The organism is Lelliottia sp. AC1 (assembly GCF_023278595.1).
Taxonomy (GTDB): domain Bacteria; phylum Pseudomonadota; class Gammaproteobacteria; order Enterobacterales; family Enterobacteriaceae; genus Enterobacter; species Enterobacter nimipressuralis.
In genome coordinates this window covers 3,194,658-3,209,088 of sequence record NZ_CP025699.1, presented here as the reverse complement: position 1 = coordinate 3,209,088, position 14,431 = coordinate 3,194,658, and the positions used below count along the sequence as shown (strand labels likewise).

Genomic DNA, 14,431 nt, shown 5'->3' with positions numbered 1-14,431 from the left:
GCCACGGCACACGAAACCGCGTTGGTCTTATCAGGTCGGTTTCGTGTGCTGCATTTTTGACGCATTCATTTACTGGTATCGCATGAACCCCATCGTAATTAATCGGCTTCAACGGAAGCTGGGCTACACTTTTCAGCATCAGGAGTTGTTGCAACAGGCATTAACCCACCGCAGTGCCAGCAGCAAACACAATGAGCGCCTCGAGTTTTTAGGTGACTCCATTTTAAGTTACGTGATCGCAAATGCGCTTTATCACCGTTTCCCTCGTGTGGATGAAGGTGATATGAGCCGTATGCGCGCTACGCTGGTGCGCGGCAACACGCTTGCCGAGATTGCACGCGAGTTTGAACTGGGCGAATGCCTGCGACTTGGGCCGGGTGAACTGAAAAGCGGTGGTTTTCGCCGTGAATCAATTCTCGCGGATACTGTCGAAGCATTAATCGGTGGTGTTTTCCTCGACAGCGATATTCAGACGGTAGAGCAACTCATTCTGAACTGGTATCAAACGCGTCTGGACGAAATAAGCCCAGGCGATAAACAAAAAGATCCTAAGACTCGTTTGCAGGAATATCTGCAGGGTCGCCACCTCCCTCTGCCATCTTATCTGGTGGTGCAGGTGCGCGGCGAAGCACACGATCAGGAATTTACCATCCATTGCCAGGTTAGCGGCCTGAGTGAACCGGTGGTTGGCACAGGTTCTAGCCGTCGCAAGGCGGAACAGGCTGCCGCCGAACAGGCGTTAAAAATGCTGGAGCTGGAATGAGCGAAGAAAAGAGTTACTGCGGTTTTGTTGCCATTGTCGGACGTCCTAACGTCGGCAAATCAACCCTGCTGAATAATCTGCTTGGGCAGAAAATATCCATTACCTCCCGTAAGGCGCAAACCACGCGTCACCGTATCGTCGGCATCCACACGGAAGGCGCGTATCAGGCGATTTACGTCGATACCCCTGGCCTGCATATGGAAGAGAAGCGTGCCATCAACCGCCTGATGAACAAAGCGGCGAGCAGCTCTATCGGTGATGTTGAATTGATCATCTTCGTGGTGGAAGGCACCCGCTGGACGCCAGATGATGAGATGGTTCTGAACAAACTGCGCGATGGCAAATCGCCGGTGATTCTTGCGGTCAACAAAGTTGATAACGTGCAGGAAAAAGCCGATTTGCTGCCGCACCTGCAGTTCCTGGCAAGCCAGATGAATTTCCTCGACATCGTTCCCCTGTCTGCGGAAACGGGCATGAACGTCGATACCATCGCCGGTATCGTGCGTAAACATCTGCCGGAAGCGATCCATCACTTCCCGGAAGATTACATCACCGACCGTTCCCAGCGCTTTATGGCCTCTGAAATCATCCGTGAAAAACTGATGCGTTTCCTCGGTGCCGAACTGCCGTACTCCGTTACCGTGGAAATCGAACGTTTCCAGACTAACGAGCGTGGCGGGTATGACATCAACGGGCTGATCCTCGTTGAGCGAGAAGGGCAGAAGAAGATGGTGATTGGCAACAAAGGCGCCAAAATCAAAACCATCGGCATCGAAGCGCGTAAAGACATGCAGGAGATGTTTGAAGCACCGGTTCACCTGGAGCTGTGGGTGAAGGTGAAATCAGGCTGGGCTGATGACGAGCGCGCCCTGCGTAGTCTCGGTTACGGCGACGACGTCTAAGACACAACATCGTGGATGGATGGCAGCGAGCCTTTGTCCTTCACAGTCGTCCGTGGAGCGAAACCAGCCTGATGCTGGACGTCTTCACGGAAGAGTCGGGTCGCGTGCGCCTGGTTGCAAAAGGCGCACGTTCCAAACGCTCTAACCTGAAGGGCGCGTTACAACCCTTCACCCCGCTGTTGGTTCGCTTTGGCGGACGCGGCGAAGTCAAAACCCTGCGCAGTGCCGAAGCCGTCTCCCTGGCGCTTCCTCTGTCAGGCATCACGCTCTATAGCGGTTTGTACGTCAACGAACTCATCTCACGCGTCCTTGAACACGAAACACGCTTCTCCGAACTCTTTTTCGATTATCTGCACTGCATCCAGGCGCTGGCTGGCGCAACAGGCACGCCCGAACCCGCACTACGCCGGTTTGAGCTGGCGCTGCTTGGCCACCTCGGTTACGGCGTTGATTTTCTGCATTGCGCGGGAAGCGGCGAATCCGTAGAGGACGCCATGACCTATCGCTATCGCGAAGAGAAGGGGTTTATTGCCAGCGTGGTGATTGACAACGCGACGTTCACCGGGCGGCACCTCAGGGCGCTCTATGAGCGAGAATTTCCTGACCAGGATACCTTACGTGCGGCAAAACGCTTTACCCGAATTGCCCTCAAGCCGTATCTTGGAGGCAAGCCCTTAAAAAGCCGCGAATTATTCAGGCAGTTTGTGCCAAAGCGTTAATGAACAATGAGAAAACCGAGGATTGTCATGGCTGAATTACTGTTAGGCGTCAACATCGATCACATTGCCACGCTGCGTAATGCGCGCGGTACGGCTTATCCTGATCCGGTTCAGGCGGCATTTATCGCCGAGCAGGCTGGCGCCGACGGCATTACCGTTCACCTGCGTGAAGACCGTCGCCACATCACCGATCGTGACGTACGCATCCTGCGCCAGACGCTGGACACGCGCATGAATCTGGAGATGGCGGTTACGAAAGAGATGCTGGCGATCGCCTGTGAAACCCAGCCGCATTTCTGCTGCCTGGTGCCGGAAAAACGTCAGGAAGTGACCACCGAAGGCGGGCTGGATGTCGCCGGTCAGCGTGACAAAATGCAGGATGCCTGCCAACGCCTCGCCGATGCCGGTATCCTGGTTTCCCTGTTTATCGATGCGGATGTCGAACAGATCAAGGCCGCTGCAGAAGTCGGTGCGCCGTACATCGAAATTCACACCGGTTGCTACGCGGATGCCAAAGACGAAGCCACCCAGGCCAAAGAACTGGAGCGCATTGCCAACGCAGCCCGCTATGCCGCGAGCCTGGGTCTGAAAGTCAACGCCGGTCACGGCCTGACCTATCATAACGTCAAGGCGATCGCTCAGATCCCGGAAATGCACGAGCTGAATATCGGCCACGCGATTATCGGTCGCGCGGTGATGAGCGGTCTGAAAGAGGCCGTTGCCGAGATGAAACGTCTGATGCTGGAAGCGCGTCAGTAATGGCGATTCTGGGCTTAGGCACGGACATCGTAGAGATTGCCCGTATCGAAGCGGTGATCGCCCGTAGTGGCGATCGCCTGGCAAAACGGGTGCTCAGCGACAACGAATGGGCCATCTGGGAAGCGCACCAGCAGCCGGTGCGTTTTCTGGCGAAGCGCTTTGCGGTAAAAGAAGCAGCGGCGAAAGCCTTCGGGACCGGGATTCGTAATGGGCTGGCGTTTAATCAGTTCGAAGTGTTTAACGATGAGCTGGGCAAACCCCGTCTGCGGTTATGGGGTGAGGCGCAAAAGCTTGCAGAAAGACTCGGTGTGAACCATATGCACGTTACGCTGGCGGATGAACGTCATTACGCCTGCGCCACAGTGATCATCGAAAGCTAGAGTTTGTCCGCGTGATGCAGCTGCACGAACTTATCCCACAGCTGCTCTTCTGATTCGGCATGGGCCGGATCTTTGAGAATGGTGTTGGGGATCGGGCACACTTTCTGACAGGTCGGCGTTTCGTAATGGCCGATACACTCGGTGCAGCGATCGCTGTTAATCTCATAAATGCTATCACCCATTGAAATGGCCTCGTTAGGGCATTCGGGTTCGCACATATCGCAATTGATGCATTTTTTGGTGATTAACAGCGCCATCAGGAAAATCTCAGAAACATCACAAACAGGGCGGGCATTATACGCTCATTCCCTGCTCAAACCAGTTTTTTTACCAGCTCTTCGCTGTGACGAATGCGTCCCGGCGCATGTTCCAGATCCTGCTGTACCAGTGCGACAAAGAGCAGATCCGTCAGCATCATCTGGGCGCTGGTAGAGGAAATCGCCGCGCTGCGGGTGGCCTGTTCTTCGGCGATGGTGTACAAGCAACGCGTGGCTCGCTGCTGCAGGGCATTCGGGTTAAAACCAGTAATCGCCAGGATTTTACCCCCGACGCGCAGCGTTTCATCAGACGCCAGATTGATCTCCCGGCGTTCTCCCGAATAGGAGATGGCTAACAGCAAATCATTCGGGTCCATCGCCTGCACGGTAGACAGCAGGGCGTGCATGTCCTGTTCAACGACGGCGTTATAGCCGATCTTAGTCAGTTTCCAGCCAAAATTACGTGCCACCAGCCCCGATGCGCCAATGCCGGTCAGGATAATTCGCCGCGCCGCGCGCAGCATCGCCACGCTTTCAAGCAGCTTCTCTTCGCTGTTCACGTCAAGCGTAGCGTGCATCGCCGTCACGTTCTCTTTGATCAGCTTTTCACCGACCAGACGCATCGGATCGTCGCCGCGAATCTGATTGTGCAACGGCATGGATTGCGGATTTGGATTGTTGACCAGCGCTTCGCTGATCGCCAGTTTTAGTGCCGGAAAACCTTTAAAACCAATTTTTTGCGCGAATTTCACCACGCTGGACTGGCTCACGCCCGCTTCGCTTGCCAGCTGCTGAGAACTGAGATGACGCGCATGATCGGGCTGGGAAAGCAGGAAATCCGCGAGTTTTTTATCGCTCTGGGCAAAGCCCGCGTACCGCTGGCGAATACGAATTAAACAGTTCATACGCCTCCTGGCGAAATGTGATTGCTGCTGCAAAACAGAATTTTGCTCGCCTGAATGAATTTTATATTCCATTATAGTACGGTTAATATGAATTAAAAATTCCTGAGGGACAAAAAATGAATCTTGGCTCACTCGTTTCAGAAACCCGTAATCCGCAAACTATGGATCTCGATGCGCTCTCCACGCTCGATCTTGTTAACCGTTTTAATCAACAGGATACGCTGGTCGCGCTGGCAGTGAAAGAGACATTGCCTGAGGTGGCAAAAGCCGTTGATGCCGCCGCCGCCGCGCTGAAAGCCGGTGGACGCATTATTTACATGGGAGCGGGGACCAGCGGACGGCTCGGGGTACTGGATGCCTCTGAATGCCCGCCGACCTTTGGCGTGCCGCACGGTCTGGTGATTGGGCTGATTGCCGGTGGGCCGGGGGCGCTGTTGAAAGCCGTCGAAGGGGCTGAGGACGATAAACAGCTGGGCGCGGATGATCTCGCCGCCCTCAGCCTGAGCAAAAACGATCTGGTGGTCGGCCTGGCGGCATCCGGGCGCACGCCTTATGTCATCGGCGGTCTGGAATATGCCAAACAGCTGGGCTGCACGACGGTGGCGATCTCCTGTAATCCCGGTTCGCCGATTGCACAGGTTGCGGCGATTGCCATCTCTCCCGTCGTGGGGCCAGAAGCGCTGACCGGATCGACGCGCCTGAAATCGGGCACCGCGCAAAAGCTGGTACTCAATATGATCTCCACGGGGGCAATGGTGAAATTCGGCAAGGTCTACCAGAACCTGATGGTGGACATGAAAGCCACCAACATCAAGCTGGTGGATCGCGCCTGCCGTATGGTTGTGGAAGCCACCGGCGCCAGCCGCGAAGAAGCTGAAGCTGTTCTCCAACAAACCGATCACGACGTTAAACCGGCCATTCTGATGATTCTGAGCGGACTGGACGCCACAGCGGCACGCGCAAAACTGGAAGCCCATCAGGGATTCTTGCGGGCTGCATTACAAAACTAAAACTGAGGCGTATATGGAAAAAACAGCAGCGCTCGCCAGCAACATCTTGCAGGGAATTGGCGGGGAGAAAAACATCCGCCGTCTCGAAAACTGCATGACGCGCGTGCGGGTCGAAGTTCAGGACGACGACCAGCTCGATCTGGCGCGTCTGAAAAAGCTCCCCGGCGTCAGCGGCTACGTAAAGCAGGGCGCACAGCACCAGCTGATTGTCGGGCCGGGTAAAGCCGCGCAGGTCGTTGATGCGATGCGTGCGCTGATGATCGGTGAAAGCGCTGAGGTTTTAGGCGATGTGGATCGCAACAAAGCGCAGGCCAAAGCCAAATACAAAGCCCCGATGAGCGATGCGCTGCGCCAGTTGGCCAACGTCTTTATTCCCCTGATCCCGGCGTTTATCGCGTCGGGTCTGATTACCGGGATTATCAATATCCTCAAACGCCCGGACATCGTCGGCGATTTTGCGACCCATTATCCAAACCTGCTCGGCATTCTGGGCATCTTTGGTAGCGCGGTGTTTGCCATCATGAACATTCTGGTGGGCGTCAACGCGGCGAAAGTCTACGGCGGTTCGATGGCGATGGGCGGCGTGATGGCGGGGATCCTCTCCAGCCCGCAGCTGGCGCAAATTACCCTGTTTGGCGAAGCGCTCCAGCCCGGACGCGGCGGTGTCATCGCGGTGCTGCTGGTCGTCGCCCTGATGTGCTGGGTCGAGAAGCGTCTGCGCAGCCTGCTGCCGGGCTCGATTGAGTTGATCCTCAATCCGCTGCTGACCACCCTGATCACCGGTACGGTGGCGATTGTGGCCTTGCAGCCGTTAGGCGGCTGGATCTCCGAGGCGATTGCGCACGGGGCGTCGATGGCTATCGATCGTGGTGGTTTGCTGGTGGGGGCGGTGCTGTCCGGTACCTTCCTGCCGCTGGTGTTAACCGGGCTGCATCAGGGGCTGGTGCCGATTCACGTGGAGCTTGTGCAGGCGCACGGCTACAACGCGCTGCTGCCGATTCTGTCGATGGCGGGGATGGGGCAGGTCGGTGCTGCGATTGCTATCCTGCTGAAAACCCGCAACGAACGACTGAAAAAAGTGATCAAAGGGGCATTGCCGGTTGGATTGCTGGGCATCGGTGAGCCGCTGATTTTCGGCGTCACACTGCCGCTTGGCAAACCTTTCCTCGCGGCCTGTCTGGGGGGCGCGATGGGTGGGGCGTTGATCAGCTACTGGAAAGTGGCTACCGTTATTACTTTCGGGATTTCCGGTTTACCGCTGGCATTAACCATCGTGACCGGAAAAGTCATGCTCTATCTGTTAGGCTGTTTGGTAGCGATTATCGCCGGGTTCTTGTTTACCTGGCTGTTAGGATTCCACGATCCAGAGGAGTAAGGTTTGGTTAATCACGAGCGCCGCGTTGTCTTTTTCGATTTGGATGGAACGCTTCATCAGCAGGATATGTTTGGCAGTTTTATGCGCTATCTGTTGCGTCGCCAGCCCTTGAACGCACTGCTCGTGCTGCCACTTTTGCCAATTATTGGGATCGCACTGTTGATAAAAGGGCGCGCGGCGCGCTGGCCAATGAGCCTGCTGTTATGGGGCTGCACCTTTGGGCACAGCGACGCGCGGCTCAGCCAGCTGCAACAGGATTTCGTCCACTGGTTTCGCGGGCACGTCACTGCGTTTCCGGTGGTGCAGGACCGGCTGACGGAGTACCTCAACGCCAGTGACGCCGATATCTGGCTTATCACCGGCTCGCCGCAGCCGCTGGTGGAGCAGGTCTATTTTGACACGCCATGGTTGCCGCGCGTGAATCTGATTGCCACTCAAATGGGGCGCGCCTATGGCGGATGGGTGCTGACGCTGCGCTGTCTGGGGCACGAGAAAGTGGTGCAACTGGAGAAAAAAATTGGCACGCCCCTGCGCCTTTACAGCGGCTACAGCGACAGCAAGCAGGACAACCCGCTGCTCTATTTCTGCCAGCACCGCTGGCGCGTTACCCCTTCAGGCGAACTTCAGCAACTGGAATAGTGTTAATCATAACGGGTGTGTATAATGCCGCCCGCTTTCCGACTGGAGTACCTTTCGTTGTCTGACCTTGAACTCAATCATGAATACTGGATGCGCCATGCGCTCTCCCTTGCAAAACGCGCCTGGGATGAGGGCGAAGTGCCCGTGGGTGCCGTTCTGGTGCATAACAATCAGGTGATTGGCGAAGGGTGGAACCGTCCGATAGGGCGCCACGATCCGACTGCGCATGCCGAAATCATGGCTCTGCGTCAGGGCGGGCTGGTACTGCAGAACTACCGTTTGCTGGATACAACGCTGTATGTCACGCTGGAACCCTGCGTGATGTGTTCTGGTGCGATGGTGCACAGCCGCATCGGGACGCTGGTGTATGGCGCACGGGATGAAAAGACAGGCGCGGCGGGTTCCTTAATGGACGTACTCGGTCATCCGGGCATGAACCACCAGGTCCAGATTATCGGTGGGGTACTTGCACCAGAGTGTTCGGGGCTACTAAGCGATTTCTTTCGAATGCGCCGTCAGCAGAAAAAGCAACAAAAGGCAGAATTGAAGTCGTCGGGTGATTAAGCTCATTCGGTGATACCACCGGATAGCTCTGCGCCAGCTGCTCTGCCTCCATCACTTCCTTCTCTTTCTCCTGCAGATAACCTTCCAGGCTTATCTGATACTTGCGGATATTTTCCACATACGCGTAGGCTTCGTGCCCGCGCGCATAGCCGTACGTGAGTTTATTGTACCAGGGCTTCTGGCTCAGCAGCGGCAGACGCTGTTTAACGTCAGACCAGCTGTCAGGATTGCCTTTGGTCTTGGCGGTCAACGCGCGGGCGTCGAGCATATGCGCGTAACCCATGTTGTAGGCCGCCAGTGCAAACCAGATCCGCTCCTCTTCCGGCACCGTTTCCGGCACTTTCGCCATCATATCCTGCAGATAACGCGCGCCGCCGCTAATGCTCTGTTCCGCGTCGGTGCGATCCGTCAGGCCGAGACTTTGCGCCGTATTCTTGGTGAGCATCATCAGGCCACGCACGCCGGTGGGTGAAGTCGCCTGGGCGTCCCAGTGAGATTCCTGGTAAGAAATCGCCGCCAGCAGGCGCCAGTCGATCGCCTGGGCGTATTTCTCGAACAGCGGCTGGAGTTCCGGCAGCACACTGTCGACCGCGCGCAGGAAGCTGCGGGTATCGACATAATCGAAATCGCCGCCGTGACCGAGATACTTCTCCTCAAGCCGCGCGAGGGTACCGTCTTCATTCATCGAATTGAAGAAATCAAGGATCGCGGCGGCGAGGGTTTGATCTTCGTCGAGAGGGCTAAACCAGGTGACGGGCTGTTCGTCCGTCACGTCCAGCGCCACGGCCAGCTCCGGGTGAACGCGCTGGAACAGACTGATCGCCACGGAATCGGCGATGGTGTACGCCAGCTTTTTATCTTTTACCTGTTCCAGAAGGGCCGTAGTGCCGAGTTTGTCATCGACCTTCCAACTGAGATCCGGGTATTTCTTCTCTTTCAGGGAGCGCAAATCGTCAATCACCACATGGCCTGGCGCGATGGTGAGCTGCTGATCGTTAAGGGCAGCAAGCGTACGCGGGCGCACTCCGCCCACGCGATAGACGAGTTGCTGAGAAACGGAGTAGTAGGTCGGCCCTGGCTGATAGTTTTTGCTGCGCTCGCTGTTATAGACCAGCCCGGCGGCGAGCATATCGGCATCGCCGTTATCCAGGTCGTCAAACAGCTGGCTGATATTCTGGCGAACGGTGATTTTGAGTTTCACGCCCAGGTAGTCGGCAAACTGCTGCGCCAGTTCGTAATCGAGACCGGTAATTTTGCCGTTAACGTTGTTGTAGGTCAGTGGAGAGCTGATGGTACTGACACGCAGCTCCCCCCGCGACTGGATCGCGGCGATACGGTTTTCGGCTTTGCCGAACCAGGGGATTGAAGGCCACAGGGCCGCTGCCAGCAGCAAGGTCACAATGCCGATGAGCAGATAATTAATCTTTAATTTTTTCAATTAGTTAATTCTCTGCGCCGTGCGTTGCCTCAGTGTGCTGTAGCCATGTTAAGAATAAGGTTTGCCATTGATTGAGCGGCATTTTGCGCAAACTTACGACAGTTGGCAACAAATTAGAGAGACAGGTCACACCTATGGATAAAAATGCGAGATGATTTTATTTCGACGCAAACGGTTTCGTCGGCGCTCAGGATTCTCTATAATGACGCCCGTTTTCCCCTTGCGCACACTGTAAGCGCCTCAGGCGCTTCGAAGACGAGAGACTTATGATGGAAATTCTGCGTGGTTCGCCTGCACTGTCTGCCTTCCGTATCAACAAACTGCTGGCACGTTTTCAGGCTGCCGACCTTCCGGTAAGCAATATTTACGCTGAGTATGTCCATTTTGCTGACCTGAATGCTCCCTTAGATGCGCAGCAGCGCGAGCAGCTTGAACGTCTGCTCAAGTATGGCCCGAGCCTGAGCAGCCATACGCCAACCGGCAAACTGATCCTTGCGACGCCTCGCCCTGGCACCATCTCCCCCTGGTCTTCTAAAGCCACTGACATTGCCCACAACTGCGGCCTGAGCCAGATTAATCGTCTGGAGCGCGGCGTGGCGTATTACATTGAAGCCTCGACGTTGACCGCTGAACAATGGCAGGCCGTTACCGCTGAGCTGCACGACCGCATGATGGAAAGCGTCTTCGCGTCGCTGGATGATGCACAACAGCTGTTCTCGCACCATCAGCCTGCGCCCGTTCAGAGCGTGGATCTGCTGGGTGAAGGCCGCCAGGCGCTGATTGATGCCAACCTGCGTCTGGGTCTGGCGCTGGCAGATGACGAGATTGACTACCTGCAGGATGCGTTCGTGAAGCTGAACCGCAACCCGAACGACATCGAGCTTTATATGTTCGCGCAGGCCAACTCCGAGCACTGCCGCCATAAGATTTTCAACGCCGACTGGGTTATCGACGGTGAAGAACAGCCGAAGTCGCTGTTCAAAATGATCAAAAACACCATGGAACAAACGCCTGACCACGTCTTGTCTGCCTATAAAGACAACGCGGCAGTAATGGAAGGTTCTGAGGTGGGCCGCTTCTTCGCCGATCGCGAAGCAGGGCGCTATGCATTCCATCAGGAGCCTGCGCATATCCTGATGAAAGTGGAAACGCACAACCACCCGACGGCGATTTCGCCATGGCCGGGTGCAGCCACCGGTTCCGGCGGCGAAATCCGTGACGAAGGCGCAACCGGACGCGGAGCAAAACCAAAAGCGGGCCTGGTCGGTTTCTCCGTCTCTAACCTGCGTATTCCTGGCTTTGAACAGCCGTGGGAAGAAGATTTCGGTAAGCCAGAGCGCATTGTCACCGCGTTAGACATCATGACCGAAGGCCCACTGGGCGGCGCGGCGTTTAACAACGAATTTGGTCGCCCGGCGCTGAACGGCTACTTCCGTACCTATGAAGAGAAGGTCGACAGCCACAACGGCGAAGAGCTGCGCGGCTACCACAAGCCCATCATGCTGGCAGGCGGGATCGGCAATATCCGCGCCGATCATGTGCAGAAAGGTGAGATCACCGTCGGCGCGAAACTGATCGTTCTCGGCGGCCCGGCAATGAATATCGGTCTGGGCGGCGGGGCGGCCTCTTCAATGGCCTCTGGTCAGTCTGACGCAGACCTCGATTTTGCTTCCGTACAGCGCGACAACCCTGAAATGGAGCGTCGTTGCCAGGAGGTGATTGACCGCTGCTGGCAGCTTGGCGATGCCAACCCTATTCTGTTCATTCACGACGTCGGCGCGGGTGGTCTCTCTAACGCCATGCCGGAGCTGGTGAGCGACGGCGGCCGCGGGGGGCGTTTCAACCTGCGCGATATCCTGAGCGATGAGCCAGGCATGAGCCCGCTGGAAATCTGGTGTAATGAATCTCAGGAACGCTACGTGCTGGCGGTCTCTGCGGACCAGTTGCCGCTGTTCGACGAACTGTGCCGCCGCGAGCGCGCACCGTACGCGGTCATTGGTGAAGCGACGGAAGAGCTGCATCTGACCATGAACGATCCGCATTTCGACAATCAGCCGATTGATCTGCCGCTTGACGTGCTGCTGGGCAAAACGCCGAAGATGACCCGCAACGTGCAAACCCGTAAAGCGGCAGGCAAAGCGCTGGATGTGCGCGGGATCGCCATTGCTGATGCCGTGAATCGCGTCCTGCACCTTCCGGCGGTAGCGGAAAAAACCTTCCTCGTGACCATCGGCGACCGCTCGGTGACCGGTATGGTGGCCCGCGATCAGATGGTTGGCCCATGGCAGATCCCGGTGGCGAACTGCGCGGTGACCACGGCGAGCCTCGACAGCTACTACGGCGAAGCGATGGCGCTGGGCGAACGTACCCCGGTTGCACTGCTGGACTTCGCCGCCTCTGCCCGTCTGGCGGTCGGCGAAGCGCTGACCAACATCGCTGCGACTCAGATTGGCGATATCAAACGCATCAAACTCTCAGCAAACTGGATGGCCGCAGCCGGGCACCCTGGCGAAGACGCGGGTCTGTATGAAGCCGTAAAAGCGGTCGGGGAAGAACTCTGTCCGGCGCTGGGTCTTACCATTCCGGTCGGCAAAGATTCTATGTCGATGAAAACCCGCTGGCAGGAGGGCAACGAGCAGCGCGAAATGACCTCTCCGCTGTCGCTGGTTATCACCGCTTTTGCCCGCGTGGAAGATGTGCGTCACACCATCACGCCACAGCTGGCTACGGAAGATAACGCCCTGCTGCTGATTGATCTCGGTAAAGGCCATAACGCTCTCGGTGCCACCGCGCTGGCGCAGGTTTATCGTCAACTGGGCGACAAACCGGCAGATGTGCGCGACGTGGCGCAGCTGAAAGGCTTCTACGACGCCATTCAGGCGCTGGTAGCCGATCGCAAACTGCTGGCCTATCACGACCGTTCAGACGGCGGCCTGCTGGTGACACTGGCTGAGATGGCTTTCACCGGCCACTGCGGTGTGGAAGCCGATATCGCTTCGCTGGGTGACGATCGTCTGGCGGCGCTGTTTAACGAAGAGCTGGGCGCGGTCATTCAGGTCCGTGCTGCTGACCGCGATGCCGTTGAAGCGCTGCTGGCGCAGCATGGTCTGGCGGATTGCGTACACTATCTGGGTAAAGCCGTCAGCGGCGATCGCTTCGTGATTGAAGCGGACGGTCACGCGGTATTTAGCGAAAGCCGCTCCACGTTGCGTATGTGGTGGGCCGAAACCACCTGGCAGATGCAGCGTCTGCGCGATAACCCTGAGTGCGCCGATCAGGAGCATGAAGCCAAAGCGAATGACAGCGATCCGGGTCTGAACGTGAAGCTCTCCTTCGACATTAACGAAGACGTGGCGGCACCTTACATTGCGACCGGCGCGCGTCCGAAAGTGGCGGTTCTGCGCGAGCAGGGCGTGAACTCCCACGTGGAAATGGCGGCAGCGTTCCACCGTGCGGGCTTTGATGCTATCGACGTCCACATGAGCGACCTGCTGGCTGGGCGCACCGGGCTGGACGATGTCCAGGCACTGGTCGCCTGCGGCGGCTTCTCTTACGGCGACGTGCTGGGGGCAGGTGAGGGTTGGGCGAAATCCATTCTGTTCAACAATCGTGTGCGCGATGAGTTTGAAACCTTCTTCCACCGTCCGCAGACGCTGGCGTTGGGCGTGTGTAACGGCTGCCAGATGATGTCGAATCTGCGCGAGCTGATCCCGGGCAGCGACGCCTGGCCGCGCTTTGTGCGCAACCAGTCCGACCGCTTCGAAGCGCGCTTTAGCCTGGTTGAAGTGACCCAAAGCCCGTCTCTGCTGCTGCAGGGGATGGTGGGCTCGCAGATGCCGATTGCGGTTTCACACGGTGAAGGGCAGGTGGAAGTCCGCGATGCTGCGCATCTGGCTACGCTCGAAAGCAAAGGGCTGGTGGCACTGCGCTTCGTCGATCACTTTGGCAAAGTCACGGAAACCTATCCGGCAAACCCTAACGGCTCAGCAAACGGTATTACTGCCGTGACCAGCGAAAGCGGCCGCGCCACCATCATGATGCCGCACCCTGAACGTGTATTCCGTACCGTCAGCAACTCCTGGCACCCGGAAAACTGGGGCGAAGACAGCCCGTGGATGCGTATCTTCCGCAATGCGCGTAAGCAGTTAGGGTAATCAGCTTGTCAATGCCGGGCGGCACTGTGTTTGCCCGGCTTTCAAAAGGCTAAAATCGTAGGCCCGGTGAGCGTTAGCGCCATCGGGCTTTTTTTGTCGCAAAAATGCGACAAACGCATAACAACCCTGTCGCTAAAAGGAGACATGTAACTCGTTGATTTTAAATGGGAGCGTAAGAGTGATGAGAAGGTGTATCTAATTAGCGACACTTAGCCTAGAAATCGTTCAGTCAGCAACTAACGTCGTTTTGCCATAAATGTGTTAAATATCATGATGATAATAATTTGTTTTGCATTCTGGCACGGCTGTTGCATAATATTAACCAGTGGCTCATTCACCCTCTTATGTCAGCCCCTTCGGGACGCGCTACATAAACTTCGAATGACGCACAACAAGGTGCCTGCCGTCCAACTACTGATTATAGCGATGCTTTATCAGACCCAGGGCGAAACGTCGAGTAAGGCACCGCCTCTTTTCACAACAAAGCCGGGTTTTTACCCGGCTTTGTTGTATCTGACGGGCTGACTCAGTTAGCATCACTCAACACCCACATTGAGAGAGTCATG

At 56.6% G+C, this 14,431-nt stretch carries 12 protein-coding genes and 1 pseudogene; 10 read left to right on the top strand and 3 right to left on the bottom strand.

The features are described 5' to 3' along the window. Positions 1-82: 82 nt before the first annotated feature. From rnc to acpS, 5 genes are read left to right on the top strand one after another with little or no spacing between them, the layout of a single operon-like run. Entirely contained in the window at positions 83-763 is a 681-nt protein-coding gene (rnc, locus tag C0560_RS15170) for a ribonuclease III (protein WP_095284345.1), read from the top strand. Continuing rightward, positions 760-1,665: a GTPase Era gene (gene era / locus C0560_RS15165; RefSeq protein WP_100779281.1), complete on the top strand. Its 906-nt coding sequence runs from the start codon at positions 760-762 to the stop codon at positions 1,663-1,665. The genes rnc and era overlap by 4 nt, the downstream gene beginning before the upstream one ends. 11 nt (positions 1,666-1,676) lie before the next feature. Next, positions 1,677-2,384, top strand: coding sequence for a DNA repair protein RecO (gene recO / locus C0560_RS15160; protein ID WP_100779282.1), 708 nt, complete (start codon positions 1,677-1,679; stop codon positions 2,382-2,384). 27 nt (positions 2,385-2,411) lie between these two features. Next, positions 2,412-3,143, top strand: coding sequence for a pyridoxine 5'-phosphate synthase (gene pdxJ / locus C0560_RS15155; RefSeq protein ID WP_248858938.1), 732 nt, complete (start codon positions 2,412-2,414; stop codon positions 3,141-3,143). Then, positions 3,143-3,523, top strand: coding sequence for a holo-ACP synthase (acpS, locus tag C0560_RS15150; RefSeq protein WP_100779284.1), 381 nt, complete (start codon positions 3,143-3,145; stop codon positions 3,521-3,523). Before pdxJ ends, acpS begins: the two co-directional genes overlap by 1 nt. Here acpS and C0560_RS15145 read toward each other — a convergent pair. Together C0560_RS15145 and C0560_RS15140 are read right to left on the bottom strand one after the other, a co-directional pair. Then, positions 3,520-3,780, bottom strand: coding sequence for a YfhL family 4Fe-4S dicluster ferredoxin (locus C0560_RS15145; RefSeq protein ID WP_100779285.1), 261 nt, complete (start codon positions 3,778-3,780; stop codon positions 3,520-3,522). The genes acpS and C0560_RS15145 overlap by 4 nt on opposite strands. Before the next feature lie 56 nt (positions 3,781-3,836). Next, a complete protein-coding gene (locus C0560_RS15140) occupies positions 3,837-4,685 on the bottom strand; it encodes a MurR/RpiR family transcriptional regulator (protein ID WP_100779286.1) in 849 nt (282 codons plus the stop codon). 116 nt (positions 4,686-4,801) lie between these two features. Here C0560_RS15140 and murQ point away from each other — a divergent pair, with 116 nt between their 5' ends. The 4 genes from murQ to tadA are packed head-to-tail and all read left to right on the top strand — an operon-like array spanning position 4,802 to position 8,273. Continuing rightward, a complete protein-coding gene (murQ, locus tag C0560_RS15135; protein ID WP_248858936.1) occupies positions 4,802-5,695 on the top strand; it encodes an N-acetylmuramic acid 6-phosphate etherase in 894 nt (297 codons plus the stop codon). A 13-nt stretch (positions 5,696-5,708) separates the two neighbouring features. Beyond that, positions 5,709-7,070, top strand: coding sequence for a PTS transporter subunit EIIC (locus C0560_RS15130; RefSeq protein WP_248858933.1), 1,362 nt, complete (start codon positions 5,709-5,711; stop codon positions 7,068-7,070). 3 nt (positions 7,071-7,073) lie between these two features. After that, on the top strand, positions 7,074-7,709 hold the full coding sequence (yfhb, locus tag C0560_RS15125; protein ID WP_100779289.1) for a phosphatidylglycerophosphatase C: 636 nt from the start codon (positions 7,074-7,076) through the stop codon (positions 7,707-7,709). Positions 7,710-7,733: 24 nt separating this feature from the next. Beyond that, positions 7,734-8,273 (top strand): tRNA adenosine(34) deaminase TadA, encoded by a 540-nt coding sequence (tadA, locus tag C0560_RS15120; protein WP_107703097.1) that lies wholly within the window; start codon positions 7,734-7,736, stop codon positions 8,271-8,273. Here the strand turns inward: tadA and mltF are convergent. Further along, positions 8,161-9,726: pseudogene (mltF, locus tag C0560_RS15115) on the bottom strand (membrane-bound lytic murein transglycosylase MltF); the annotation flags it as partial. The gene tadA and the pseudogene mltF overlap by 113 nt on opposite strands. Positions 9,727-9,977: 251 nt before the next feature. On the opposite strand from mltF, the gene purL reads away from it, so the two are divergent. After that, the gene (gene purL / locus C0560_RS15110) at positions 9,978-13,865 is read left to right on the top strand and encodes a phosphoribosylformylglycinamidine synthase (RefSeq protein ID WP_248858931.1); all 3,888 of its coding nucleotides are present in this window, start codon (positions 9,978-9,980) and stop codon (positions 13,863-13,865) included. Positions 13,866-14,431 lie beyond the last annotated feature (566 nt).

What these genes read in the sequence shown, in the direction of transcription:
- rnc (WP_095284345.1), top strand. Translation starts at nt 83, where the DNA reads ATGAACCCCATCGTAATTAATCGGCTTCAACGGAAGCTGGGCTACACT.
- era (WP_100779281.1), top strand. Translation starts at nt 760, where the DNA reads ATGAGCGAAGAAAAGAGTTACTGCGGTTTTGTTGCCATTGTCGGACGT.
- pdxJ (WP_248858938.1), top strand. Translation starts at nt 2,412, where the DNA reads ATGGCTGAATTACTGTTAGGCGTCAACATCGATCACATTGCCACGCTG.
- acpS (WP_100779284.1), top strand. Translation starts at nt 3,143, where the DNA reads ATGGCGATTCTGGGCTTAGGCACGGACATCGTAGAGATTGCCCGTATC.
- C0560_RS15145 (WP_100779285.1), bottom strand. Translation starts at nt 3,780, where the DNA reads ATGGCGCTGTTAATCACCAAAAAATGCATCAATTGCGATATGTGCGAA.
- C0560_RS15140 (WP_100779286.1), bottom strand. Translation starts at nt 4,685, where the DNA reads ATGAACTGTTTAATTCGTATTCGCCAGCGGTACGCGGGCTTTGCCCAG.
- murQ (WP_248858936.1), top strand. Translation starts at nt 4,802, where the DNA reads ATGAATCTTGGCTCACTCGTTTCAGAAACCCGTAATCCGCAAACTATG.
- C0560_RS15130 (WP_248858933.1), top strand. Translation starts at nt 5,709, where the DNA reads ATGGAAAAAACAGCAGCGCTCGCCAGCAACATCTTGCAGGGAATTGGC.
- tadA (WP_107703097.1), top strand. Translation starts at nt 7,734, where the DNA reads ATGCCGCCCGCTTTCCGACTGGAGTACCTTTCGTTGTCTGACCTTGAA.
- purL (WP_248858931.1), top strand. Translation starts at nt 9,978, where the DNA reads ATGATGGAAATTCTGCGTGGTTCGCCTGCACTGTCTGCCTTCCGTATC.